Below are 25,973 nucleotides of genomic sequence, written 5' to 3'. Positions count from 1 at the left end.
TTAACCCTTCACGCTTCCCATTGTCATACCGGATACCAAATAACGGGAAATACTGATGAACAAAATCAAAACCGGAATACTTACGATCAAGGCGCCAGCAGCATATAGGCCCCATTGAGTCGCAAGACTTGCCTGGAAGGAACGAAGTCCCAACGGCAAAGTATAAAGTTGCGGATCCTGCAATACCACGGCCGCGATCACATATTCAGACCAGCTGGACATAAAGCTGAACAACGCCGTGATCACCAAGGCTGGTGACGAGATCGGCAGAATAATTTTTGTAAAGATCATCCAGCGCGAACAACCATCAAGCAATGCCGCTTCTTCAAGCTCGCGAGGAATGGTGTCGTAGTACGCCTTCATCTGCCAGATACAAAACGGCAGGGCGGTCGAGGAGTAGATGATGAACAATCCCCAAAAGCTGTCGATTAAATGCAGTTGCGACAAAATGATGAAGAAAGGCAGCATCAACATAGTGGCCGGAAACATCTGTGTCGTTAACAAAGAAAATAGCATCATGTTACGACCACGGAAGCGATAGCGCGACAATGCATAGGCACTGCACGACGCCAACGCCACGCCCGCAAAAGTGGTTACAGAACTGATGATCAGGGAATTTTTCAACCACACCAAAAAGTCAGTTTCCGTAAATAAGGAAACAAAGTTTTTCATGGTGGAGTTAGGTCCGATGATTTCAAGACTTTGAGTCTGGAAAGCATTATCGCCACGCAAAGACACGGAGATCACATAGACAATCGGATACAGCGAAAACACTGCAAACAATAAAACCGAGATCCAAGCCAGAAGACGTTTTACCATTACTTGGTCTCCTTTTGGTATTGAGACTTAAGCATGCCCAGTCCCCAGATCACCAGGATCAGGAAGATCAGAACAGACACCGCTGCGGCATAACCATAGCGATACAAGTTGAAGGCCGCTTTGTACACGTAACTGACCAGGATGTGAGTTTGATCCCCCGGTTCGCCGGCATTGGAAACCAGCCAGATCACATTCAGATTATTAAATGTCCAGATCGAACCCAACAACGCCGCTGGCACCATCACTGGCAATAACAACGGCCAAGTGATGTGACGGAAACGCTGCCAGGAAGTGGCGCCGTCCAAGCGGGCCGCTTCGTAAAGTGAACTTGGAATCGACTGCAATCCGCCCAACGCCACAATCATCATGAACGGGAATCCCAACCACACGTTGGTGATGATGCAGGCAACGAACGCCGTGGTCGGCTGACTGAGCCACTGAACCGGCGACAATTGCAGGAAGTTTTGCAGGAAGATATTAATCGGCCCGTATTCCTGATTGAACATCGCTCTCCAGGTCAAAGCGGTGATGTACTGAGGCACCGCCCATGGGATGATCAAAAGAGCACGCCAGAAACCTTTGAACGGCATAACTGAATCAATCACCACTGCCAGGAATACTCCCAGAGTCACGTGAAAGAAAACATTCGATACGGTCCAGATGATGGTTTTCAAAAACAAGGAATAGAACTTCGGATCAGAAAGCGCATTCACATAGTGAGTAAAGCCCACCAGCGACCAATCCTGGAACGTGCGCAGAGAGAAGTTTGAAAACGAAATCGCGATATTATAAAAGAACGGGTACACGATCACGGCAAAGATGCCGATGAACGCCGGAAGCATCATATAGTAGGCAAAACGATTTGGACCCTGGAAGCCTTTGAAAAATCCCAGCAGCGAATTGCGACCCGTCCAAAGCACGATCAAAATCACCAAAGCAAAAATCACTTTGATAACGATAGCACCAGCATCGGGTTGAATAACCTCGTTCATTTCCGAGATTTGTTTTTCCGCCAAAACCTGTGCACCTTGCGCACCGGCCTCAGGGGTTAAGCTGCCTGCCAATACTTTTTGATATTGAACGCGCAAGCTGTCCCAGATCGCGCGCACTTCTGGAACGATGGGCATTGGATGGCCCACTTCCATAATGTCGGCAGAAATTTTAAGTAACGGATTGTTTTTAACGACTTCCGCGTTACGAGCTTCAAGATTTGAAGGAAGAGTTCCCACTTTTTCTGCAAACTGCAATTGGACTGCGGTTGAAGTCAGATAGCGAAGAAGTTTAATCGCTGCTTCTTCATGCTGTGGCGATTTCATGTTCACATTTAAAGAATAACCTTTGGTTCCCACTAAAGACGCTGGCCATTTGCCAGTGCCAGAGATCATCGGAATACGGGCGATACCGAAATCAACGTTGGCCGCCTTGTAGTCACCCCAGGACCAGTCACCGTTGATTAACATCGCAGCTTTGCCGTCTTTGAAAAGGGCGTTCGCCGTTTCGTAGTCACACTCTTTTGGAATGATTTTGTATTTGTCGCGCAAATCCAGAATGAACTGGAATGTATTCGCCAGAGCCGCTGTGTTTAGATTTGGCTTAACATCGTTCTTGATGAAATCGTCGCCAAAGGCCGGGATAAACGGAGCAAAGAAAAAAGGCTCCGTGTAATTGAAGACCAGTCCCCATTGATCGATACGGCCGTCTTTGTTTTTGTCGACGGTCATGCGTTTACCCATTTCGATCAGTTCGTCAGAACTTTTCGGCGGAGTAGGCAAAAGTTTTTTATTATAGATCAGCATCAGGTGATTTCCGACGGAATCACCAATGGCGAAGTGCTTGCCATCATAAGTGGGTGCTGCAAGTGGATCGAACTGTTTGAAATAGTCTTCACCCAGAATGGTATCTAACGGACGAATGATGCCCATGGTGGCAAACGGACCGATTTGATCCGAAGGACCATAAACCAGCTCGGGGCCCGAGCCGCCCATAGCGGCAGACTGATAACCGCTGCGCAGTTCTTCAGTTTCGCGGTACGTGGATTGAACGATGATATCAGGATTTTGTTTTTCAAATTCCTTTAGAACTTCGGCAAGCACCACACGGTGACCATAGATCATCTGATGCCAGACGTGAATTCTGACTTTGTCGGCCTGAGCCGCCATCGAGCAAAATGTAATCAAAAGAAACAGATAATACCGCATTAATTAACACCTTTGAACGAAGATCCCTTGTTCAAGCGAAGCACGACAGTCGTGACACCTGGAATCTGGATCTGGGACTGAGCACGATTCAGTTTCACCTGCGCCAGGGCAGGATCCACATTCGGTCCAAACGCAGGGTCGTAACCCCAGTTGTAGCTCAGTACTTTGTGAGAGAAAACTCGAGGGTTTTTCGAGCTGTTGAACAGAACCAAAATAGCTTCGCGCTGATCGTGCAAAACCATTGCAATAAGACCTGGATCAATCGTGCCTTCATTGTCGATGAAGACCAAGCCTTTCATGATTTCATCCAGACTGTTCATTTTGAACAACGGACTACTGCGGCGCAGGCGCAGAAGGGCTTTATAGTAATTCGAAGTTTGCGCAATAAGTTGCGGAGTAACTTTTAATGCCGGGTCCTGCAGGCGCGGTTGCCAGAATGACCAGTCATCATAATTCTTCCACGCCGGAGGAAGGCCTTCGCCCCAATAGTTGTAAGTACCGTGCCAATTGATGCGGTTGAAAAAGTCACCGGAGTCATAGGAATCCTGGTCGCCATTTTTCGAGCGCAGAAGTTCCACGCCGGATTCCATAAATGGAATACCTTGGCTAAGCATTGGAATCGCCATTGCCAACTGGTGCATGCGCTGGCGTTCAGAAGCTGAAGCCGTGCCAGGAGTGCGACCATAGGAATAGAATGGGGCTTTGGCCTGAACTGCATCCCAAAGAGTGTAACCATCATGCGCAGAAACGTAGTTGATGGTTTCAATTGGTTCAGCGGAAGTCGCAACCGGGCTGTTGCGATACATCAGGTTTCCGCCGTAAATCACATTTCCGTAGTGTTCGCGGAAAGTGAAGTCACGCAAGTTACCCGCAAGACCGACCTTGATAACATCACCCAGGTGACGCAATTTACCCATTTGCAAGTTTAAATCTGTCGGAGTGTTGCGGTTGGCAGGCTCATTATTGAAATCAAAATACAGACCGGTCGCAAAACCCTGATCTGATTTTTCAGAAGAACTGGTTGTGCCGCCACGAACCGCATCACGCAGGCGATCATTAAAGAAGCCGATGCCGGTTCCGTAGGCGTTCAGCTGGCTCATCGCCTCTTGCGGATTTTTTTGATAGAAGGACCCAAACGGCCAGCCTTCACCATATATATAGATACGGGACCCATCGACACCATCACGTTGCAAAGTCAAAGAGCGCAAAGCCTCTTTCACTTTCATCATGGTCGAGCGGGAGTGGAAAGCCATCAGGTCAAAGCGGAATGCATCGATCTTATAAGACTTTGCCCAATGAACCACCGAATCGATGATAAGCTTTTCCATCATGAAGTTTTCGCTGGCCGTGTCGGCACAGCAAGAGCTGTTGTAGGTGTAGCCTTCATCAGTCAGACGGTAATAGTAAAGCGGTACGATTTTATCGAAGACAGAAAAAGCACTTAGACCATTTTCATAGGTGTGATTGAAAACCACATCCTGCACCACGCGCAGGCCCAGATTGTTGATGGCCTGAACCATCGTACGGGTTTCGCGCACGCGGGAAAGACCATGGGGATCCATCGCGTAGCTGCCATCAGGAACAAAGAAGTGAACCGGGTCATAGCCCCAATTGAAAGCATCGCGGGCACGAATTTGTGCCAAAGCCCCTTGGGCATCCTGCAAGTTCGACGTTGATGAACTGATGGACTCCCAGCTGGCGCGATTTTCATTCACAGAACCGATGTCATTGAAAGGCAGCAAATGCAGATGTGTAAGACCCGCCTCTGCCAGGGACTTCAAATACTGTGTTCCATTCCCATTGGACTGCGCAAAGGCATCGTAAGTCCCGCGATAAACGAAAGGAATGCTTTCGTCGTTCGCGCTGAAATCGCGGATGTGCAATTCATAGATTGTTATGTCTTTGAAAGAGTTCAGATAAGGTTTTGTCAGGTTATCCCATCCATATGGTTTTGATTCGGCGCTCTCCAAATCAACCAGTTGAGATTTTGCACCATTCATAGCAAGACTCAGACTGTAAGGATCAGTGACCAGGGACGTTTCCATACGATCGGTCAGCGGATGGTAAACACTGACTTCATACAGGTAGTAATAATTTTGATACTGGCGGGGGATTAATGTCGTCCAAAGACCGTTCTGATAAGTTGGAACTAATACGACATCTGATTGAAGCGATGTCGGAGACGCAAACAATGCAACTCGCACGCTGTAAGCAGTTGGTGCCCAAAGTTTCAACTGAAACTGCGACCCTTGATTCGTCAAACCCAGATCGTTGCCGCGATAAGCGTAAATCTCGTCCAATAACCCGGCGTACTGTATTGCGGTTGAATCTAAAAGTTGGTTCTTATCGTTGGTTACGAAAACCTTCAGTGGGCGATGGATCAACTCTTCAATGATCTGACGATTCAGGGAAGCGGTGCTAACCACCGCGTAGTTATCCTGCCGTTGCAGCACCGGAAGGGGATAAGTGCGCGCAGCATCTTTAAAACCGATTTCCGAATTCGCCAGTTGAAACATCATGTTGTCGGCGACACGCAAACCCTGCGGAAGCTTAACCAACATCTTTTGGGAGTTCAGCCATTGCGCGCGCGCAGGTGCTGTTGCCGCCACGGCGGTACCGCCAATAAGCAACGAAATCGCCATAGCAAAAAATAAAGCACTGAGTTTCTTGAAGGTTCGATCTAGCAAAGCATCCCCTAATTTTTTTTGCTAATTCCACGCATAAGTTCTGGCCAGGGCGGGACTTTATGGGTAAGCCTCGGGTTTTTCAAGGAATGGTGTATGAAAAAAATCTTTTGGGTTCTTACGATTTTGCTCGCGACTTTTAACGCGCATGCTCTGGAGGCGGACTTTACGACCTATCTTCGTGGTGGGACTGGGGTCAACCAAGAGGGGGGCAAGATGGAGTGCTTCCGTAACAGAAATTTGCCCGGTAATTTCCTGCGTTTAGGAAATGAATGCGACTTCTACACGGAATTAGGGTTCGTTTTCCATCACAAAAAAGCCACTGAGGCCGATCCTTCTTTCTTTAGAACGCAACTACGCTACGCGTATAGTTCTGAAGGTTTGCGTCAATGGGAATCCAGCAAACAGACTATAGATACTTCAGGGGGTACTCCAGAAGCGACCATCTCGATTCCGAAATCGGAAATCGAAGCTTACGTAAAAGCCGGCGGCTTTGATGGCAGTCCGATCGAGTATTGGGTGGGGAAAAGATTCTACCGTGACGTCGATTTGTTCATCTTCGATTGGTACTACTATGGCGAGATGGCGGGCGTTGGTGCCGGCTTGGAAGCTATTCCTGTTGGACCGGGTAAACTGGCGATCGCAAACTTGATTCAGGCGAATGAAGATTTCAATACCACTTCTGTGGGGCGCCCGGTTTTGAATATCTGGGATTTCCGTTACACATCTATTCCGGTGTTTGCTGAACAAAAAATCAGCTTCTGGGGAGTGTATGCTTGGGCGAAGGGCAGTACGGACACAACTGCGACTCCGGTAGCGACATTTGAAGCAACAAACGGATATGTTCTTGCCACCAAGCTGGAAGGCCCGGCCTTTTCTGGTTACAACAAAGCGGTTCTTGAGTTTGGTCAAGGGGCGATGAATGGCTTCAATGTCTATGGCAACAGTGCTGTGAATGCGGCAAGTGCAAACGATCTTGCGCAAAACAAAGCATGGAACCTTCGTGCCATTGAAGATTGGACGATGGATGTTACAGATAATTGGGCCGTGATGTTCGGCTTGGCTGCGAACTACGGAAGCAATGGCAAATCTGAAAACAACAAAGTTCAGTGGCAAGCCATCGGTGTGCGCCCGATTTACTATTTCACGGACCGTTTTCAGCTGGCCTTTGAGACGGGTTACAATCGTTATGAAGATGAATCCGAAGGCGTCGGTGCCCGTGAGTTGGGTCGTGTTGCCATCGCTCCTCAATTGTCTTTTGCAAAGAGCATTTGGGGTCGTCCAGTGATGAGAGCTTACGCATCTTATTCATTTTGGAATGACGCCAATAAGGGCGATTATATCGGTAGCAGCGCCCCGACCTTCGCGGACAAAAACGCCGGGTTCAATGTTGGCTACCAATACGAAGTTTGGTTTTAATTTAGTTCTAATTTGAAACAAAAACCCCGATCGAAAGTCGGGGTTTTTTTGGTTCATTGTCACGCCTTGGTCCCTTCCTTATAATCGTCGTTATGGTTAACAATGACGATTCTTCTGATAATTTAGAAAAAACCAGTATAGTTGCGAGTGATACGTTCAAAGGGAAATTGCGTGAAGCCGATGAAGTTCCGCCAGCAATTTTAGTTTTGATCGGGCCTCCGGGTTACGTGGGAAAACAATATCCGATCACGGCAAGTGACATCACTATCGGCCGTTCTGTCGAGAGCCAGGTTTACATCGATGACAAAAGCTTAAGTCGTTCTCATGCGAAATTCGCAGTGAACGGCAGCGAAGTTTCTATCATCGATTTGGGATCCACCAACAAAACCGTGGTGAATGGTCAGACGATTCCGGCACTGGCTTCGTGTTTATTAAAAAACAATGACCAGATCAAAACGGGCAACGTGATTTTCAAGTTCCTGGAAAAAGGCAGCTTGGAAGCGATGAGTACTTCAGCACTTTATGAGCGTGCGCAAAAAGACGCTTTGACGGGTGCTCACTCGAAAGGTGCATTGATCGAAAAAGGCCCCGAGGCAATGAAGCGTTCAGAAGTTCTGAATGAACCATTGAGCTTGGTAACTTTCGATATCGACCATTTCAAAAAAATCAATGACGGCTACGGGCATCCAGGCGGTGACTATGTTCTTAAAGAACTGTGCCGAATTGTGATCATGAAACTGATCCGTGCGAATGACTTCTTCTCCCGTTACGGCGGTGAGGAGTTTGTTCTGTTGCTTTCCGGCTCCAACGCCAAAGTCGCAGCCGAAGTTGGCGAGCGTATTCGTCACACCATCGAAACCAGCGAATTTGTGTTTGAAGGTAAAAAGATTCCGGTCACGATTTCAGTAGGTGTCGCCACGAAGTACGCGGCAGAGACCGAATGGACTCAGCTTTACGACCGTGCCGACAAAGCTTTGTATCAGTCAAAACAAGGCGGCAGAAACAAAGTCACTGTCGCTCCGTAATCAGATACCAAAGACAAGACTTAATACGACCCACAACTTGAAAGAGTTGTGGGTTTTTATTTGTGCATCCCTAGAACGCTCATTGATTAACGCCTTGTCCACACAGTTGTAACTTCGGGAAAGTTTCGTTTAAATGTGGATACCTTTAGGAGGTCGCCATGCTTTACGAAATCACAGTTCCGCATTTTATTAAAACACTTCACAATTTAGAGAACGTTCTGGAAAAAGGCGCGAAGTTTGCCGAATCTAAGAAAATCGATATGGATGTTCTGTTGAACTCTCGCTTGGCTCCGGATCAATTTCCTTTGGCTCGCCAAATTCAAATTGCTTGCGATACAGCGAAGCTTGCAGCCTTCCGTTTAACTGAAAAAACGGCACCCACACATGCTGACACTGAAAAAACTTACGCTGATTTCCAGGAAAGAATCAAAGGCACGATTCAATATCTAGAGTCTTTGTCTGCAGCTGATTTTAAGGATTCTGATTCAAAAAAGATCACGACGCCTCGTTGGGAAGGTCAGTGGGTGACAGGTGCTGAGTTCGTTTCTCACCACGCTTTGCCGAATCTTTATTTCCACGTAACGACAGCTTACTCAATCCTTCGTCACAATGGTGTTGAAGTAGGTAAGAAGGATTACTTGGGACCGATGCCTTTTAAAAAGTAATAAAAAAGCATTCGTCGACCACGAATGCTTGCGCGCTGCCGCATCCGAATCGGATGTGGAAATTGAGGGTTTGTTATTTTCGATGTGTATTGCAACGGCCCACAACTTTAACGAGTTGTGGGTTTTTGTTTGTGCGCTCGGAAGGAGCCCGAATGCCTATTTCTGATCTTCAAAACAACTATTTAAATCGCTAAATAGAAGACGCAGCCAGGCTGCGTTTTTTAATTCCGGACGGAAGACACCATAAAACTGTCGCGGCGGGAATGTTTTTAAAGGCACGGGGATGATGTGCACATTGGAGCTGATCGTGGAAACGTGTGTGGGGATGGCAGACCAGCCAATTCCCGCATTCACCAGCTTAGCAACACTTAGATAGTTTGCAGTCACTCGAACAACATTTAAATTTTTAAAACTGACGTCATTCGCGGCGCTGATTTGCTCCAAAATTTCATCGGGCTTTTTATAGCAGATGCAGGGCAGGCGGCTTAGCTCATTCCAAAGATCTTTGGTTTTCGCTGGGGGCGTCTTCATCATTCGTTTTGGAATCACCAGCATAAAGTGATCTTTAAAAAGAGGACGAGCCACTAATTCACTTGAGTCTGGAACCTGATGGACAATACCAAAATCAAGAGTGCGGTTAAGAATGCCAGCTATGGTTGGCGTGTTTGAAGACTCAATAAACTGAATGGCCCCTGGGAACTTCAAACGGTCTGCAAACCGATCCAAAATTTCCCGACGGGAAGCAATTCGCACAAAGGACTTGGACGGATCGGAATGATTCAAAGTCGCTTGCTCAATAATTTCCTGAAGTCCCATCAGACGTTCTTGTAACTGCATCTGAAGGTCCTCACCGAAAGCTGTGAGGACTTTCTTGCGTCCCTGAAAAGTAAAAATCGGCTGTGGCAGCATTTGCTCTAAGGCCATCAGTTGCTTTGAAAGAGCGGGTTGTGAAATGCCAAGTTTAATGGCGGCAGCTTGGATGTTCTGCGTTTGGCAAAACGTTATGAAGGCTTCGATAAGGTAAACGGGAATTTTGGGCATGGGGATATATAACAAAAGGAATATAAAATATGAAATAATATTCGTTATTAATATCTATTTTTCATGGGATGAATTTAGCCAATACATAAAAAGGGAGATTTTATGACTGCCAGCATTCTTAAATTTGTAACGGTCTTATTTGGAGCCTCAGTGCTTTCTCTTGCTGCTGTTGCTGCCGAGTGGTGCCCGAAAGACAAAGGCTTATTTCCCGCCGCGGTTGTAGACTTAGGTGAATATAAAGCTTTTTATTTTGTTCCCGGTCGTATTTATAGCGAGCAAGGGCAAACAGCTATCGTCTATCTTACAAAAAATAACGCAGTCATCAGTACTACTTCTGCTGAAGGCATTTCAGACTATTTTTCCTCCACGATATTTGAAGGGCCATCAACGGGCTTCAGCTGTGACTCTGTCACGCTTAAATTTGAATCCGCCTGGCTAATCGACGAAAACGGACAGCGCATAAATTTTCGAATTGGCGAAGTTAGAGAATCTGACAACGAGGAGCACGAACTTGTCTGTGAATAGATTTATTGAGACTGAAAGAATCAGTCTTAGAGAGTTTATAGCTACCGATGAAAGTGAGCTTCTTGATCTTGATGGTGACCCGGAAGTTATGAAGTATCTGACTAATGGAGTGGCGTCCAGCAAAGAGGACATTCAGAGATTTATGAATCGGGTGTCTCGGCAATTGAAAGACAGTAATGGCAAGTATGGTGTTTGGGCTGCGATAGAAAAAGAATCAAACCAATTTACCGGTTGGTTTCATCTTTTTCCATCGCGAGAAGAACCAAATAATTTTCAGAAGCTATTCCTGGGATATAGACTTAAAAGAAAGTTCTGGGGCAAAGGCTATGCAACGGAGGTTTCAAAAGCACTCGTGCAAAAAGCCTTTGAACAATATGAAACAAAAGAAGTCTGCGCCCAAGCCATGAAGGCAAACCTGCGCTCTCAGCAAGTTATGATAAATGTCGGAATGACCTTCAAGCATGAATTTCTGGAGGAGTCTTTTCCAGTGGGTTCTCAGGATGCAGTGCTGTTTTCCATTGTAAAACCAGCGAGGAGCCTATGAAGCTTTTCCGCAAAGAAGACGTTCAGCCATTCTATGCTTCAAAGAATGAGATAGTTCGGCAATACACGGGCCGCAAAGAAAAGCATGGCAGTTCAAAACATCACTCATTAGCGGTAGTGACTATTCTTCCAGGTTTGTCTTCGGATCCTCATTCCCACAAAGTCGCCGAAGAATCCTTTTTGGTGATCAGCGGTTCAGGAATAATGGAAATTGATGGCAGACGGTTTGAAGTCAACATTGGCGACTGCGTTTTTGTACAACCAGGGGAAACGCATACGGTAATAAACCTTGGAAGCGAGCCTTTGGAATGCGTTCTTGCCACAGGTCCCGCATGGCATCCGGAAGATTCCTTTTAGGGATTGTGCCCATGATAAATTCAACCATAGGACCACTGAGTATTGAATGGTGGTGTTATGCCTGAGTTTCCCGAGGTAGAGGATGCGCTTGTGCGCTGCCGCATCCGAATCGGATGTGGAAATTGCGGGAATGTTATTTTCGGTAAGTACGTTGTTGCGGCTGGTTTTTTTTGCCGACCGGTTTTGTAGAAGACGGCAGCCGGTTTTTCTTCACGGTTTTCTTTTGGCCCACGCGATAAGTCGGCGGTTTTTTGAACGGACTTGGCGGTGCCGGCAGCACTGGTAGTGGTGCAACTCTGCGTGGTTGAATCGGTGTTAATAGTGGAACCTGCGCCACGATTCTTGGCGGCGCTGTTTCCGGAGTGTCTTTTCCTATCATCAGCACGGCCGTCCACAGAAATGCCACGGCAACTGCTGCACTCACAAAATTTTTAAAAGCGGGCCCGGAAGAAACTTGGCGGGGTAAACCCTCAAAAGAAATCTGCGGCTTGATTTTCGAAGGGCCACTAACGGTCGCTCCCGGAAGTTTGGTCTGGGGCGGGGGAGGCACGTGAATTTTATTTAACGCCAACGCCGGGTCTGTGATCGTTTTATGAGTCAGCATCGACATCACTTCTTCGGCAGTCGTGGTCGTGCTGATGGTCATGGTTTTGTCGTCTTCAATCACGAACTGACGGATTTTCTCCAAAGTATCATTGTAAGTAACGGCAAATACCTGCTTCAGGTAATCCGCCAGTGCCAAGGCTGAAAAGTCAGGGTGCTTGGTTGATAACAATGTGCCAATCTGACGAGCCACTTCACCAGCGTCTTCAGCGCGCGAACGCTTATCATGATGAAGCATCACGGGCAGAACATTTAGCAGCTCCACGCTGCGATCTTTAATCACAGCCGTCGGAAGATTCATCACGTCGTACATGCGAATGGACTTTTTAACTTCGCCGACAGTTGAGCCGCCAAAGAAGCGCGCATTTGCCAGCATCTCCCAAAACACGATTCCCAACGAGAAAATATCAGTGCGGTTGTCCAGAGGTTCGCCGCTGACTTGTTCGGGACTCATGTAAGCGACTTTCCCCTTGGTCTGTCCGACTTGAGTCAGGGCTTCTTCAGAATTTCCTTTGGCGATTCCAAAGTCGATGATCTTCACTTCGCCCTCAAAAGAAATCAAAATATTATGAGGACTGATATCCCGGTGAATCAGGCGCAAGGGAGAGCCTGTTTGTGGATCCACGGATTGATAAGCATAAGATAGTGCGAGGGCCACCTGATGAACGATATAAAGGACGAACTGCGTTTCAAGCGGCTCTTCCTTATCGCGATGATAAGAAAGTAAATCCCGAAGGGTCACGCCATTGATATATTCCATCACCATAAAAGCGCGGTTTTCGGATTCGCCGAAGTCATAAATTTTTACGATGTTCTGATGATTCAAATTTGCACTGACGCGAATTTCTTTAAAGAACATTTCCTTAAACATCTCGGCGTTGCTGGATTCCGGCAGAGTTGTTTTGATCGCGACAAGTTTACTGACACCAAAGCGTGATTCTGATTTACCCAAATGCACTTCGGCCATACCGCCTTCGGCGATACGCTTGATAATCTGATATGGGCCGATTCTTTTTGGTGTTGTCATCTCTGAGAACTATTCGGTTTATTCTTAGTTGCTCATAACTTCAGCGGTTATAAATAGTGTTCCATAATTCTTGATCTTGTTCCCGTGTTTTGGCTGAGGGAGCGGTTAGTAGGGGTAAGCCCTTGGGATCTCTGGATAATTATGTCCACTTACACAATACTGTGGCCATGCAGAATCAGACTATTACAGAATTCATGATGAACAAATTTGAAGAACTTCGTAGAAGCAATAGACGCATTTCTTTGCGCATGGTTGCGTATAAAATTGGCATTACGCCAGGTCGATTGAGTGAACTTATTCGCGGCAAGCGTCCTCTTTCCGAGTTCTATTTCGAAAAAATCTCGACTGGTTTGGGTTTGAATCAAGAAGAACGCCAACAATTGAGATCTTACATTTCTGTAACTTCCCGTCGTTTCAGCTCTGACCGCGTAGTCGGTATCAAGAGCAATGCGATAATGGGGGGCTGGGAGGAGTATGCCATCTTGAACTTGCTAAGAATCTCCAATGGTAACGATGATGTGAACTGGATTGCAGACCGTCTGGGACTTTCTCCGGAAGCTGTCGTGCAGGCTTTGGGTAATCTCGAGCGCATGGAACTGATTCGTCAAGAAGAGCGCGGCATTGAAATTGTTCATCGCCGATTGATCACTTCTTATGAGTGCTCTGGTGACGAAGGTCGCAGCCACTACAAAAAGTACCTTGAAAAAGCCAGTCAGGCGATGGATTTGGATATGAACTCGAGCTACACAGGTGTCACACTGACGGTAAATCCTCAGCAGATCCCAGTGGCTGAGCGCATGATTGAGCGCTTCCGTGGTCGTATTTTACGACTTTTGCAGCAAGGAACACAGAGTGAAGTTTATTCACTAAACATTCAGATGTTCCCACTGTCGATCTCCCAGGATGTTGCGAAATCGTCATCTGGAGCGAATCTGCATCAGGCGCCACGCGTCGAACTTGATAAAGTTTAAATTGATAAGCTATGGTGTCCCAGCTAAGGGACACCAATGACTTTAAATAGCTTTTTGAGTTCAAAACTAGAAGACATGCAAAAGAAAAACGCCCGTTTTTCCATGCGTGCTTTGGCTCAAAAAGCAGGTATTTCCCCAGGCCGTTTGAACGAAATTTTTCACGAACGCCGCCCTTTAAGTAATCACTATTCAGAAAAAATTGCTTACGGATTGAGTCTGAGCCAGGAAGACCAAGCCACTCTTGCGGGTTTCATTAGTGTTCGCGCCAAGCGCCTGAACTTTCAAAAAGTTTTGGAAGAGCAGGAGTTACGCGTGATCACGACCTGGGAACCTTATGCTATTTTGAATTTGATGAAGACGGATGATTTCGATAGTTCACCAGAGTGGATTGCCAAACGTCTCGCGCTAAGTGTGGAGAATGTAGAGGAGTGCCTGGAACTTCTTCAGTCACTTCAAATCATCAAAATGAAGAACGGTCGTTGGCAGAGATTGCCGCAGCAGTTTACGACGACGACGGACATTCCAAGCTCAGCTCTTCGTGAGGGACAATGTGCGGTACTTCGAAAAGCGCAAGATTCACTACAGAGAGTTCCTTTGTCCAAAAGAAATTTTACGACAATCACGATTCCAACGAATGTCGAAAAGATTGAAGAGGCGAAACAGCTGATCACGCATTTCCGTCACAAAATCGCTTTGCTTTTGGAAGACGGTCCAAAAACTCAAGTCTACAATTTGTCCATTCAGCTCTATCCACTGACGGACGTCAGTGAAAACACAGACGCACAAACGTGATTTCTCATTTTGATCCTGTGATGGAAACGCTCCATTTCCTCTGTTAAGGGAATGCTCAAAAATAAAAATATGAACAGCCCAAGTCCTGCACGATTTAGGAAAGCTCGATTTTCGCTATGCCCTGAAATTGCATACACAGATCTTGGCAGGGGGGGTGAGATGCGGTTGAGTGTTAGTAAGCTCGTCATTATACTTGGAACACCGATTGTATTGATGGGTTATCAAAATTGCGCAAAACTGGGAACAGAAAATCTGCTTGGTGAAAGCTCCGCATTCGTTGCTGCAGACTCGATGGATCTGGCATCAACTGGAAGCTCAACTTCTTCCGAACTCTTGGCTGAGGCTAAGCAAAGCTGCTACAGCGTGGCCGCTGCAGATGATGTTGCAATTCAATCTTGCTGGAATCTTTTTTGTAGCCAGCTCGATCAGGATCCAATTCAGAATGATAAAAGTCCTCACCTTTGCCAACGCCTACATCGTCTAGTCTTGGTACCTTAATCGTTCAACTGCTCACATTTGTGTTTGCATTTACCTGGTTCATTAACCACCTGTTATGAAACCTCTGAGAATGTATCACTTTACTACTCTTTAACGTCTCATGCGACGTACCCACCGGTGTTTCCTAATTAGAAACACGCTTTTTTATTGGGAAAACTTCAGGAATTTCAATAACACACCGAAAAATATGGAGTCAAAGTCGCTTTCCGGAATGTATGTGGAGGACGTGTGAAAAGAACTACTTTATCAAGATTCAGCAAAATTCGAATCATGTGTATGTTCATTTCTATGTTCGCGTTTGAGCTCGCGAACGCGACTCCTTCTACATTTTCTTTCCAAGGTCGTATCACAGCAGCAGGTGGCGGCAGTCCAGGTTTCACTATGGCTTCGTTCAGTTTTTCCATCATGGTGGATACGGCTGGCGGCAATAACCCAAACTGTACGTTGTATCGCGAACAAAAAGATCTCGTACCAGTTTCAGCTGATGGTTTGTTTGACGTAGCAATTGGTGAAGGCACTGCAAATTTCCCGAATGTATCTGCAAAAGTTCATCAATTCATGAATAACTCAGCGACAGTAAGTTGTGCTGAGGGTGGTTCTTTCCTGGTTTCTTCAAGTGACCGCCGCTTCTTGGATGTGCAATTCAATCCAAATGGCAATACGGTTTGGAATCATATCACTCCGGCTTCAGAGATTCGTTCTGTACCTTATGCAACGAATGCTCTTTCTGCTGAGTCCTTCGGTGGCTTAATGCCCACTGACTACATCAGAAAAACGGACGTGAGCACGTGTACGACGGGTCAGTTCTTAAGTTACAACGGTACGACGATGTCTTGTTCGACTCCGTCGGGTACTGGGGCAATTGATTCTTCCTACTCTATTAAAGGACTTGTGCAATTCCTTACTGACGCTGCCACTTCAGGCATCGTGGTGACGGGTGGTGTGGCACGTGTTAACTTTGGTACGGCTGCAAATCAAATCGTTAAATTGGATGGTACTGGTAAACTTCCAGCAGTGGATGGTTCTGCGTTGACGAACATCGTGGCTTCGAGTGCTACGACAGCAACTACAGCTACGACAGCTGGTTCTGCGACTAACTTCACTGGCTCTTTGAGCGGTGACGTGTCTGGGACTCAGTCCACTACTTCTGTAGATAAAGTTAAAGGTTATCCAGTTGTTACTACGGGCGTTGCTGATGGAAAAGTTTTGAAGTATTCATCTGGTAACCTTGTATTTGCGGATGATGATTCAGGCTCGACAGTTGTGGATTCATCTTATGCCGCAAAAGGTATTGTGCGCTTCAATACAGATGCAGCGACTTCTGGCATCAGTGTGGTTTCCGGTGTTGCCACAGTTAATACGGGTACTGCTGCAAATCAAATCGTTAAATTGGATGGTACTGGCAAACTTCCAGCAGTGGATGGTTCTGCACTTACAAATCTTCCAACTCCGACATCAGTTGCAAACTTTTCTGGCTCATTGGCTGGTGATGTAACTGGTACTCAAGGTGTGACAGTTGTTGAAGGTATCCGAGGTAAAACTGTTGATATGACAGGTGTTGCAGCTGGTAAAGTGCTTAAGTACGACACTGCTGCTGGTGGCAAATGGGTTTTGGGTGACGATAATACTGGTGGCGCACCAGGTGTGGCTTCTTATTCAGCTACGGGTCTTGTGCAGTTTGATACCAACGCAGCCACTTCAGGTGTGATTGTGAATGGTTCCGGTGTTGCTTCGGTTAACTTCGGTACTGGTGCGAATCAAATCGTAAAATTGGATGCGACTTCGAAACTTCCAGCGGTGGATGGTTCTGCATTAACAAATATCGTAGCTTCTTCATTGTCAGGTATTCTGCCAATTGCAAATGGTGGTACGGGTGCTTCAACAGCAGCTGGTGCATTCGCGGCCCTTTCTCCGCTAGCGGCAAAAGGTGATTTGATTTCACGCACGTCTTCAGCTCCTGCAGTATTGGCAGTGGGTACGAATGGACAGGTATTGACTGCGGATTCTGCTGAAGCCACTGGCATGAAATGGGCTTCTCCAACAGCAACTGATTTAACAACAATCGTAGGCACAGGTATCGTGCAAAGAACTGGTGCTGGCACTTATGCAGCGCTGGGCACAACAGCGCCGTTGAATGTGACAGGCTCCAACCTGGGGCTTGCTTATGGTACGGGCTTAACATTAAGTACTAACACATTGGTTGTGGATTCAGGTACGACGGCTGGTAAAGTTGTGGTTCTTGATGGTACTGCAAAATTGCCGGCTGTGGATGGTTCGCAATTGACGAATCTTCCTGTTCCGACGTCTGTTACTAACTTCTCTGGTTCATTGGCAGGTGATGTAACTGGTACCCAAGGTGTGACAGTTGTTGAAGGTATCAGAGGTAAAACAGTTGATATGACCGGCGTCGCAACTGGCAAAGTGTTGAAGTACGACACAGCTGCTGGCGGCAAATGGGTTTTGGGTGACGATAACACTGGTGGCGCACCAGGCGTGGCATCTTATTCAGGTACGGGTCTTGTGCAGTTTGATACCAATGCAGCTACTTCTGGTGTGGTTGTAAATGGTTCAGGTGTTGCAAAAGTTAATTTCGGTACAGGTGCAGATCAAATCGTAAAATTGGATGGCACAAGCAGATTGCCGGCAGTGGATGGTTCGCAATTGACGAATCTCCCGGTTCCGACTTCAGTCGCAAACTTCTCGGGTTCGTTGGTTGGGGATGTTAGCGGTACTCAAGCGGCAACGGTGGTTGATAAAATCAAAGGCGTACCAGTTGTAACTACGGGTATCGCTGATGGTAAAATTTTAAAATACCAATCTGGTAATTGGGTTATGGCAGACGACGCCACTGGTGGCGCTCCGGCTGATGCCTCCTACACAGTAAAAGGTGTGCTGCAATTTGCAACTGATGCAGATACCTCTGGTATCTCAGTTACAACGGGTGTGGCTTCGGTAAATACAGGTACTACTGCAAATAAGATCGTAAAAATTGGCTCTGATGGTAAGTTGCCGGCAATTGATGGCTCGAATCTTACGAATATTGTGGCTTCAGCAATTAACTTTACAGTGCCTATCAATAGAGGTGGTACTGGTGCTACGACACAAACAGCTGGCTTTAATGCATTGTCGCCACTAACAACGGGCGGCGACCTAGTAACTCACGATGGTACAAACAACGTTCGCTTGGCAAAAGGAACTGCGGGTCAGATTCTTTCTTCGACTGCGGGCGGCTTACAATGGATCAATGCTCCAACGGGCAGCATCACTGATGTGACTGCGAATGCGCCACTTTCAGTGACAGGTACAACGACTAAAGACATCAGCATCAGCGCGGCGACTGCGTCTGCACTGGGTGTGATGCAAGTCGGTTCCGGCCTTTCTGTAGCAGCTGGTGTAGTTAGTGTTAATGCTTCCGGTCTTGCGGTGGATCCTGCGAACTTCTCCAGTGCCGTACCAATCAATAAAGGTGGTACTGGTCAAACTACTGCGGCGGCGGCATTTGCAGCACTTTCTCCGTTGGTAGCAAAAGGTGACCTTATCACTCGCAGCTCATCAGCTCCTGAAGTGTTGAGTGTTGGTACAAACGGTCAAGTGCTTATCGCTGATAGTGCACAGACTGGTGGTCTAAGATGGGGTTCCAACGTAGCGACTGAGCTTAATGGTCTTGTATCCACAGGCATCGTTCAAAGAACAGGTGCTGGTACTTATACAACTTTGGGTGTTGCTTCTCCATTGGCAGTATCTGGTTCTGACATCGTCCTAAATACAGTGCCAATCGCAAGTGGTGGTACGGGTGCGACTGCAAAAGCAGGTGCTTACAATAATCTTTCACCTCTGACTTCAGCGGGTGACCTGGTTACTCACGACGGCACTAACAATATTCGCATGGCCAAAGGAACTGCTGGTCAGATTCTTTCTTCTACAGCGGGTGGCCTGGCGTGGATCAGTGCTCCTACTTCAGTTGCTGATTTTACAGGTAACTTGGTTGGTGACGTCAGCGGTACGCAAGGTGCAACTGTAGTTGATAAGATCAAAGGTGTTCCGGTTGTTACAACTGGTATCGCTGATGGAAAAATTTTGAAATATCAATCCGGCAACTGGGTGATGGCTGACGATAATACGGGCGGCGCTCCGGCAGATGCTTCTTATGCTGCAAAAGGTATCGTCCAGTTTGATACTAACGTTGCGACCTCGGGTATCAGTGTGACCAGTGGTTTGGCGAAGGTTAACTTCGGTACAGCTGCAGACCAAATCGTAAAATTGGATGGTACTGCAAAACTTCCAGCCGTCGATGGTTCCGCGCTAACAAACATCGTGGCTTCTTCGATTAACTTCACAGTGCCAATCAATAGAGGTGGTACTGGTGCCACGACTCAGACTACAGGCTTTAATGCATTGTCTCCGTTAACGACAGCTGGTGATATCGTCACTCACGACGGTACGAATAACATTCGTTTTGCGAAAGGAACTGCAGGTCAGATTCTTTCTTCGACTGCGGGTGGTCTGCAATGGATCAATGCTCCAACTGGCAGTATCACGGATGTAACAGCGAATGCGCCACTTTCAGTGACAGGAACTACAACTAAAGACATCAGCATCAGCGCTGCAACTGCTTCTGCGCTGGGTGTAATGCAAGTTGGTTCCGGTCTTTCTGTAGCAGCTGGTGTAGTTAGTGTTAATGCTTCCGGTCTTGCGGTGGATCCTGCGAATTTCTCCAGCGCCGTACCAATCAATAAAGGTGGTACGGGTCAAACTACTGCGGCGGCGGCATTTGCAGCACTTTCTCCGTTGGTAGCAAAAGGTGACCTTATCACTCGCAGCTCATCAGCTCCTGAAGTGTTGAGTGTTGGTACAAACGGTCAAGTTCTTATCGCTGATAGTGCACAGACTGGTGGTCTAAGATGGGGTTCGAATGTAGCTACAGAGCTTAACGGTCTTGTGTCTACCGGTATCGTTCAAAGAACAGGTGCTGGTACTTATACAACTTTGGGTGTTGCTTCTCCACTGGCAGTATCGGGTTCCGATATCGTCCTAAATACGGTTCCAATTGCAAGTGGCGGTACGGGTGCGACAACACAAACCGCGGGCTTCAATGCACTTTCGCCGATGACGACCAAAGGTGATCTAATTGTTCATAACGGGACGAACAACGTTCGCCTGCCAGCGAGCTCTACGAATGGTCAGGTTTTGACCGTTGATACTGCAGAGGCTGGTGGTGTGAAATGGGCTTCTCCTGCGGCTGCAGGTGTAACAAGCGTTTCTGGTACTTTGCCAGTCGTTGTGGCGAATGGATCGACGACTCCTACGATTTCAGTTAACGATGCGACGGCAGCTGCAAAAGGTATCATGCAAGTGGGATCTGGACTTTCAGTTTCCTCTGGTGTCGTCAGTGTGAACTGGGCTGCTAGTACGGGATTGGCTGGCGACAAACTGGTTGCGACAAATGGTTCGGGTGGACTTTCCGGTTATAGCTGCGGCACAGGTAACTATGTGACGTTCGATGGATCAGGCAATATCACTTGTAACTCTTTGCCTCTGTTGAATGGTGGCAATACTTACGGTGCGGCTGCGACTGTTGGTACAAACGATGGTTATGCCTTGAATATGGAAACGAACAACACCACTCGCTTAACAATCGCCAGTGCAGGTAACGTAACTGTGAATGCACCTACTTCGGGTGAAGCTCTGGTTGTTACGGGTTCAATTCGCGGTAAAAGTTACGAAGTGCCATCGGGCACGACAGTTGACTGGGCGAATGGTAATACTCAGTCGATCACAACTAACTGTGCTTCGCAGTTAACATTCCTAAATATGATAGACGGTGGTGTGTATACGCTGGCTGTAACAGCTTCCACCACGTTTTCGGCGTCTTGTACTTTTGGTCAAACCACGCCTAATACTTTGACTGGTGGATCAGGCGGTAGCTTCTATTTCTTACCAGCGAATGCAACTCCTTCTGGCACCAATGCGGTTTATTCGTTCATGCGCATTAACAACAAGGTTTACGTAAACTGGAGCAGCGGTTACGCGAACTAATTAATAGGGAAATGTTTTTGGGGTAGTAACTTGTACGTCATTTCGTTTTTTGTTTTTATTCTGATCGCTTCAGTATACGCCCAAGCTGATGAAAGCTGGTCGGCAGTCACGAAGCCACCTGGGGACTATACAGCCTCCGGGATCGTTACTATTACGGGTGCTGTCACTTTAAATCCTGGTACATATACATTCACAACACTCATCGTAAGCTCAGGGCGTACGCTTACTATTCAAGGTGATACGACAGCAGGTACTGGCGTAATTATCAACGCGGGTACCGTCACTGTAACTGGAACAATAAATGGGGACGGCGCAGGATTCACAGGCACACTTGGCCCCTCTCCAGGACCTCAAAGCACAAGTGGCGGATGTCATGGTGGATTTGGCGGCGTTGATGATTCAGTTGTCGGTTGCGGAGTTTATGGGGATCCAATTTCACCAGTGACCTTGGGTTCACCAGGTGGTATGGCCAGCAGTTCGGGCTCTGGCGGTGGTGCAATCAAGTTTGATGTATCAGGTACGATGACTGTAACTGGTACTATATCGATGAATGGTACAGATTCCTCGGCTGCCGGGGTTAAAGGTGGCGGTGGAGCTGGCGGAAGTATTTGGATTAAAGCCGCCACATTTGCGGGGAATGGAACCATTCGTGCGAATGGTTCCAACAGTGCAAATGACAATGGTGCAGGTGGTGGCGGCCGAGTTGCCATTCACTATGCAACAAGTACTTACACAGGAAATGTTTATGTTAATGGTGGAACCACTACTGCATTCTGGTCTGCCAGTAAGGGTTCTATCTTTTGGATTGATTACATCAACAACGACTTAACAATCAAAACAGACTCGGCGATTCCAAACGGTACTTACAACTTTAGAAACGTGACTATCAATAGTGGTGCATGGCTTTGGAATGATGCCCATGGTGGCAAAAGCCAGGTAGGTACAGGCGCCGGGGCAACTTCAAGCATTTATGGTAGCGGTGCCGGTCATGGCGGTCGTGGGGCATTCGCTGCTGCTGCACCCGGTGCAACTTATGGTAATATGTTGGAACCAATCACTCAAGGCTCTGGTGGTGGATTGATTCACACTTACGGAGTCGGTGGATGGGGAGGCGGTGCCATTAAGCTTGTACTGACCGGTACCCTAACAGTTAATGGAACATTATCTTCCCTTGGGACCTCAGGTTGGTATTACACCGATTATTTTCCCGGTGGTGGCTCTGGCGGAAGTATCTGGATTATCGCGCAATCCGTTCTTGGTTCTGGAACTATTTCTGCCGACGGTGGTAACGGTGGATGGGATGCATCCAATAATGAGTGGGGTGGCGCTGGTTCCGGGGGACGAATCGCTATCTATTACTCAAACACGATTAGCTCATCTTTGACTGTCTCTGCAAGCAAAGCAGCACGTGGCTGGCAGGATGGTGTGACGCCGGGATCAGCGGTTGTGATAAACACAACAACAAATAGTTTATTGTTTCCGACGACCAGCTCCATTCAAAACGGAACTTATACCTATAACAACATCACTTTAGCAGCCGGGGCCGTTGTCACAGCCATTGAAGGGCAAGGGCAGAATACTGGTACTGGTAAAGGTACATCAAACGGAGTACGTGGCGGTGGCGGTGGTTACGGTGGTGCGGGTGGATCCGGTGGTACTGGAGCTGCTGGTGGTACCACATACGGTTCAAATACTCAGCCCGTTGATTTAGGGTCTGGTGGTGGTGGTTGTACCAGTCCAGGCATTGCCGGGACCGGTGGCGGTGCGATTAAGTTTGTAATTGCGAATGATTTGACTATCAATACGGGAGCAGTGCTGTCAGCTTCGGGATCAAATAAGATCGACGCAAATCGCTGTGGTGGTGGTTCAGGTGGAAGTATTTGGATAACAACCAAAAACCTTGTTTCAGTCGCTGATGGTATTGTAGCTAAAGGCGGATCTGGATTCGACGGAACGAACAATGGCGGCGGCGGCGGCGGCGGCCGCATCGCGATTTATTATTCCGGCACATACTCAGGCACTCTAAATGTATCCGGTGGTACTGGGAACGTTGCGGGTAACCCTGGTACTACCTATATTCAGTTGCTTGGTAATCCGTGGTTATTCCGCGGATATTAATTCTTCGGTGACTCAATCTTAAAATCCAAAAAACCTGCAGACTGCGCGTAGGTGATGTAATCGATATTGTCCATCTTGCTTGAATGCAAAAACGCATTGAAATAGCGAACGCGTGTTGAGGTTTTAATATTTTGTGAACCTAAAGCTTCACGGTAGATCAATTCATGCAGAACTAACGCCGCTTTTGTTGGGGCGCTCATTTTATTCCATAGCCCAAGATTGAAAACATACTTGATGCCTTCAGGCGTGTGTGTGCGAAATTGTACCGCAGCTTGCTTCAAGGAGCAGCCTTCTGGAATTGCTAAAAATCCTTCGTCACGAACATTGCCAAATTCACCGACAACAATTTTCGATTCCTTTTCGAAGTTGTTTAAAACAAGGCGATAATTTTTAGCGCGGACAGGATCGACTTTTTCCATACGTTTAAGGACTTGGATGACGATCGCTTTGTAATCAGTGAAGGAGTTGAAGTCTGTACGTTTTAGACCGTATACTTCCTCTCCTTCATAAAGATCCAAAGAATGATAGGATGGAACTTCATAGCCCGGGCACTCGATCACGTCGCCGCCATTTAACAATTCGTCCGCAGCGCTTACAAAAGTGGGCTGGGCAAGCAAAACAGTAGTTATTAGTAGCTTTGAAAACATGGACATATTCACCCCTTCAAACAAGGTGTATGTCGCCACACAATTTTCATTTTTGCATTAGTTGGCGCGCTGAGCCGTGAAATCCAGGCGTAGCAAGTGTTCCATTTAATCGTTGATTAATTGTAAGAGTCAAGAAATCGGAAGTATTGGTCCTCTAATGCGTCCAATTACTCGATGATAACTTTTGGAGCCGGGAGTGGCTTCTTTTCATCTTTCATCGGAGCATCGGGGTTGGTCAAGGTGGCTTTGATTCTTGTGGCAAGATCCTGTTTGATCTGCAGATATTGAACTATGCGTTCGGTTCCCAGCAATGGTTTTAGCTTGTCCAATTCTTCTTCGCTGACCTTGTTAAACGCCTGCAGCGTTTTCTTGTAGGCGGCAAATTCCTGCTCCCGTTTTTTAGCATCCTTGGTGTTTGCCAAGGTTAGTAGGGAGTTTTGCAAAGAGCGATTCAGGTCTGATTTTTTAAGATTTAGATTTTTGATGATATCAGAAAATGTTTTTTCTTCTGTAGCAGTCAGCTTAAGTTCATCACTCATTTTCCAGATCATCAGCTCCTCAAGCTGGTTGCGCTTGGCAACAGTTTTACCTTGAGCGAACGCAGCCAGGGGCTGAAGCAGGAAAATTGAAATTAGAAGCATTAAGAAAGTCAGACGCACGTTTATCACCCGATGGTGATCTAACGAGTCGTTCGACCACCTACAATTTTATTGAGTTTAGCTACTCTGAAATTTTCAGATGATTCGCGGGCAACGTCCACAAAAAAGTCAGAATCCGTCTGACTGGAGATTAAAGTCTGGGACAAGTCTTCCGGTGACAACACCGCTTCCATGACAATGCGTTCGCGTCCATCGCTTAATAAGCCTGCACGCTGCATGCCCTCTGTGACTTTTAAAAAATGGGGAACCAGGATGGCGGTCGCCAAGGCAACAGACATCAAGCCGCCGGTTGGATAAAGCCAACCACGCCAGTGGGCTCTCAACATATTTCGCGGTCGCATCAGTACGGGAGGGGGCGCGATTTCTGTTTTATCGACTTCAGACATAATTTTATCATGAAGCCGATTAAAAAAATCATCGTTCATGGGAACATCAAGGTCGTCATTCGCCTTAAGGTTCTTTCTGACCTTGTCCAAACGATTCATGCTCTCTCTTTGATCCATTCAATGTTATCCTTCCGCTTCAGCATAAGTTTGGAAAAAACCACCAACATCTTCATTCCATCTCTTAAGGTCCTCTTGTTCCTCAAAAGTCTGGCGCAATTTCAACAAGGCGTGGCGGTAGTTTGCCTTGGCTGTATCATATGGACATTCCATGATATCAGCGATTTCGTTAAAGCTAAGATCCTCGTACACGCGCAGAACCAAAGCTGTTTTTTGTTTCAATGGCAGCTTGTCTACTTCTTTCTGAAGGATGTCAGCCACCGCCGTGTGAACGAGAGTGTTTTCAGCCTCCGCATCTACTGCCAAATTCACGTTTTCAAAATCTACCGTGTCTCTTTTAAACTCACGTAGTTTGTTACGAGCAGTGTTCACGGCAATCTGGAACAACCAGCTTTTGAAGGATGCACGTCCCTCAAAGGAATTCAGTTTCTCGTAAGCTTTGATGAAAGCTTCCTGAGTAACGTCCTCTGCGGCGTCCATGTCCTTCATGAATCTTAAACTCAAGCGCAGCACACTTCTTTGATGTCGTTTCACGAGTTCGGAGAAAAAGCGTCTGTCTCCAGATTTAACTTTTTCCACCAGTTCAAGATCCGATATTCCAATTAGATCTTTCTGCATATATGACTCGCTTCTGTATAAATTCGGTTAACTTCCTGAATTTTTTTCCCAGAAGAGCTTTTTGGCTCCCCCCCAGCTCGTTGTAAATTCGTTCCCCCAAACCAACGTGCCTACTTCTTTCCTTATAGCAATCTGTGGGCCACTTTTTCGGGGCCAATGTGGCTCTAAATAATTGATTTTATTTCGGTTTTTCGGAAATTGTTATGAGTGGTATAAGAGAATGTT

Annotated in this window: 20 protein-coding genes; 11 read left to right on the top strand and 9 right to left on the bottom strand. The window is 46.9% G+C overall.

Features of this window, described 5'->3' with window-relative positions:
- The 3 genes from ACLVWU_RS15415 to ACLVWU_RS15405 are packed head-to-tail and all read right to left on the bottom strand — an operon-like array spanning position 1 to position 5,704.
- Complete coding sequence (locus tag ACLVWU_RS15415; protein ID WP_413575750.1) at positions 1–819, bottom strand: sugar ABC transporter permease; 819 nt, start codon at positions 817–819, stop codon at positions 1–3.
- Positions 819–3,017 (bottom strand): extracellular solute-binding protein, encoded by a 2,199-nt coding sequence (locus ACLVWU_RS15410; RefSeq protein ID WP_413575749.1) that lies wholly within the window; start codon positions 3,015–3,017, stop codon positions 819–821. The genes ACLVWU_RS15415 and ACLVWU_RS15410 overlap by 1 nt, the downstream gene beginning before the upstream one ends.
- Positions 3,017–5,704, bottom strand: a complete 2,688-nt coding sequence (locus ACLVWU_RS15405; protein ID WP_413575748.1) for an alpha-1,6-glucosidase domain-containing protein — start codon at positions 5,702–5,704, stop codon at positions 3,017–3,019. Before ACLVWU_RS15405 ends, ACLVWU_RS15410 begins: the two co-directional genes overlap by 1 nt.
- Before the next feature lie 93 nt (positions 5,705–5,797).
- Here ACLVWU_RS15405 and ACLVWU_RS15400 point away from each other — a divergent pair, with 93 nt between their 5' ends.
- The 3 genes from ACLVWU_RS15400 (at position 5,798) to ACLVWU_RS15390 (ending at position 8,810) form a co-directional block, all read left to right on the top strand.
- On the top strand, positions 5,798–7,120 hold the full coding sequence (locus ACLVWU_RS15400; RefSeq protein ID WP_413575746.1) for a carbohydrate porin: 1,323 nt from the start codon (positions 5,798–5,800) through the stop codon (positions 7,118–7,120).
- A 92-nt stretch (positions 7,121–7,212) separates the two neighbouring features.
- Positions 7,213–8,145 carry a diguanylate cyclase gene (locus ACLVWU_RS15395; protein WP_413575745.1) on the top strand — a complete coding sequence of 311 codons (933 nt, stop codon included), beginning with the start codon at positions 7,213–7,215 and terminating at the stop codon, positions 8,143–8,145.
- 158 nt (positions 8,146–8,303) lie between these two features.
- The gene (locus ACLVWU_RS15390) at positions 8,304–8,810 is read left to right on the top strand and encodes a DUF1993 domain-containing protein (protein ID WP_413575744.1); all 507 of its coding nucleotides are present in this window, start codon (positions 8,304–8,306) and stop codon (positions 8,808–8,810) included.
- A gap of 156 nt (positions 8,811–8,966) precedes the next feature.
- Here ACLVWU_RS15390 and ACLVWU_RS15385 read toward each other — a convergent pair whose 3' ends face one another.
- Positions 8,967–9,851, bottom strand: a complete 885-nt coding sequence (locus ACLVWU_RS15385) for a LysR family transcriptional regulator (RefSeq protein WP_413575743.1) — start codon at positions 9,849–9,851, stop codon at positions 8,967–8,969.
- A 102-nt stretch (positions 9,852–9,953) separates the two neighbouring features.
- Here ACLVWU_RS15385 and ACLVWU_RS15380 point away from each other — a divergent pair, with 102 nt between their 5' ends.
- The 3 genes from ACLVWU_RS15380 to ACLVWU_RS15370 are packed head-to-tail and all read left to right on the top strand — an operon-like array spanning position 9,954 to position 11,276.
- The gene (locus tag ACLVWU_RS15380) at positions 9,954–10,376 is read left to right on the top strand and encodes a hypothetical protein (RefSeq protein WP_413575742.1); all 423 of its coding nucleotides are present in this window, start codon (positions 9,954–9,956) and stop codon (positions 10,374–10,376) included.
- The gene (locus tag ACLVWU_RS15375) at positions 10,369–10,920 is read left to right on the top strand and encodes a GNAT family N-acetyltransferase (RefSeq protein ID WP_413575741.1); all 552 of its coding nucleotides are present in this window, start codon (positions 10,369–10,371) and stop codon (positions 10,918–10,920) included. The genes ACLVWU_RS15380 and ACLVWU_RS15375 overlap by 8 nt, the downstream gene beginning before the upstream one ends.
- Positions 10,917–11,276, top strand: a complete 360-nt coding sequence (locus tag ACLVWU_RS15370; protein WP_413575740.1) for a cupin domain-containing protein — start codon at positions 10,917–10,919, stop codon at positions 11,274–11,276. Before ACLVWU_RS15375 ends, ACLVWU_RS15370 begins: the two co-directional genes overlap by 4 nt.
- A 133-nt stretch (positions 11,277–11,409) precedes the next feature.
- Here ACLVWU_RS15370 and ACLVWU_RS15365 read toward each other — a convergent pair whose 3' ends face one another.
- The gene (locus tag ACLVWU_RS15365) at positions 11,410–12,906 is read right to left on the bottom strand and encodes a serine/threonine protein kinase (RefSeq protein WP_413575739.1); all 1,497 of its coding nucleotides are present in this window, start codon (positions 12,904–12,906) and stop codon (positions 11,410–11,412) included.
- Positions 12,907–13,100: 194 nt separating this feature from the next.
- Between ACLVWU_RS15365 and ACLVWU_RS15360 the strand changes: the two genes are divergently transcribed.
- From ACLVWU_RS15360 to ACLVWU_RS15340, 5 genes are all read left to right on the top strand, one after another.
- Positions 13,101–13,877: a TIGR02147 family protein gene (locus tag ACLVWU_RS15360; protein WP_413575738.1), complete on the top strand. Its 777-nt coding sequence runs from the start codon at positions 13,101–13,103 to the stop codon at positions 13,875–13,877.
- A gap of 75 nt (positions 13,878–13,952) precedes the next feature.
- Entirely contained in the window at positions 13,953–14,669 is a 717-nt protein-coding gene (locus ACLVWU_RS15355; RefSeq protein WP_413575736.1) for a DUF4423 domain-containing protein, read from the top strand.
- Positions 14,670–14,828: 159 nt separating this feature from the next.
- Positions 14,829–15,167: a hypothetical protein gene (locus ACLVWU_RS15350; RefSeq protein ID WP_413575734.1), complete on the top strand. Its 339-nt coding sequence runs from the start codon at positions 14,829–14,831 to the stop codon at positions 15,165–15,167.
- Positions 15,168–15,395: 228 nt separating this feature from the next.
- On the top strand, positions 15,396–21,203 hold the full coding sequence (locus ACLVWU_RS15345; RefSeq protein ID WP_413575732.1) for a beta strand repeat-containing protein: 5,808 nt from the start codon (positions 15,396–15,398) through the stop codon (positions 21,201–21,203).
- A gap of 30 nt (positions 21,204–21,233) precedes the next feature.
- Positions 21,234–23,321 carry a hypothetical protein gene (locus ACLVWU_RS15340; RefSeq protein ID WP_413575731.1) on the top strand — a complete coding sequence of 696 codons (2,088 nt, stop codon included), beginning with the start codon at positions 21,234–21,236 and terminating at the stop codon, positions 23,319–23,321.
- Here ACLVWU_RS15340 and ACLVWU_RS15335 read toward each other — a convergent pair.
- From ACLVWU_RS15335 to ACLVWU_RS15320, 4 genes are all read right to left on the bottom strand, one after another.
- Positions 23,318–23,974 (bottom strand): hypothetical protein, encoded by a 657-nt coding sequence (locus ACLVWU_RS15335; protein ID WP_413575729.1) that lies wholly within the window; start codon positions 23,972–23,974, stop codon positions 23,318–23,320. The genes ACLVWU_RS15340 and ACLVWU_RS15335 overlap by 4 nt on opposite strands.
- A gap of 161 nt (positions 23,975–24,135) precedes the next feature.
- On the bottom strand, positions 24,136–24,609 hold the full coding sequence (locus ACLVWU_RS15330) for a hypothetical protein (protein ID WP_413575728.1): 474 nt from the start codon (positions 24,607–24,609) through the stop codon (positions 24,136–24,138).
- A 38-nt stretch (positions 24,610–24,647) separates the two neighbouring features.
- Positions 24,648–25,130 carry a hypothetical protein gene (locus ACLVWU_RS15325; protein ID WP_413575726.1) on the bottom strand — a complete coding sequence of 161 codons (483 nt, stop codon included), beginning with the start codon at positions 25,128–25,130 and terminating at the stop codon, positions 24,648–24,650.
- Between the two features lie 6 nt (positions 25,131–25,136).
- Positions 25,137–25,748, bottom strand: a complete 612-nt coding sequence (locus tag ACLVWU_RS15320; RefSeq protein ID WP_413575725.1) for an RNA polymerase sigma factor — start codon at positions 25,746–25,748, stop codon at positions 25,137–25,139.
- Positions 25,749–25,973: the final 225 nt, after the last annotated feature.

Origin of the sequence: Bdellovibrio sp. HCB290, from assembly GCF_047305925.1 — a bacterium.
In the GTDB taxonomy this organism is placed as follows: Bacteria; Bdellovibrionota; Bdellovibrionia; order Bdellovibrionales; family Bdellovibrionaceae; genus Bdellovibrio.
The sequence above is the reverse complement of the archived record's forward strand: the minus strand, read 5'-3'. Positions and strand labels throughout refer to the sequence as shown.